Here is a 257-nt window from a genome sequence, read left to right as displayed (position 1 = left end):
TGTCAGTATAAAGGAGTAAAGATTCTGGAGGGTCATATGATGCCAGACCATGTGCATTTACTTTTAAGCATTCCACCAAAATTAAGTGTTTCAAGTTTTATGGGATATTTAAAAGGTAAAAGTGCATTAATGATGTTTGATCAGCATGCAAATTTAAAGTACAAATTTGGGAATCGTCATTTTTGGTCGGAAGGATATTATGTAAGTACGGTTGGAATGAATGAAACAACCATCAAAAAGTATATTCAAGATCAAGA

1 protein-coding gene is annotated in these 257 nt (G+C 32.7%); it reads left to right on the top strand.

The features are described from left to right. A partial coding sequence (tnpA, locus tag LB941_RS12440; protein ID WP_253362279.1) for an IS200/IS605 family transposase occupies window positions 1-257 on the top strand: 257 nt, incomplete at both ends.

The sequence above is a fragment of the Ligilactobacillus ubinensis genome (assembly GCF_024160875.1).
In the GTDB taxonomy this organism is placed as follows: Bacteria; Bacillota; Bacilli; order Lactobacillales; family Lactobacillaceae; genus Ligilactobacillus; species Ligilactobacillus ubinensis.
The sequence above is the reverse complement of the archived record's forward strand: the minus strand, read 5'-3'. Positions and strand labels throughout refer to the sequence as shown.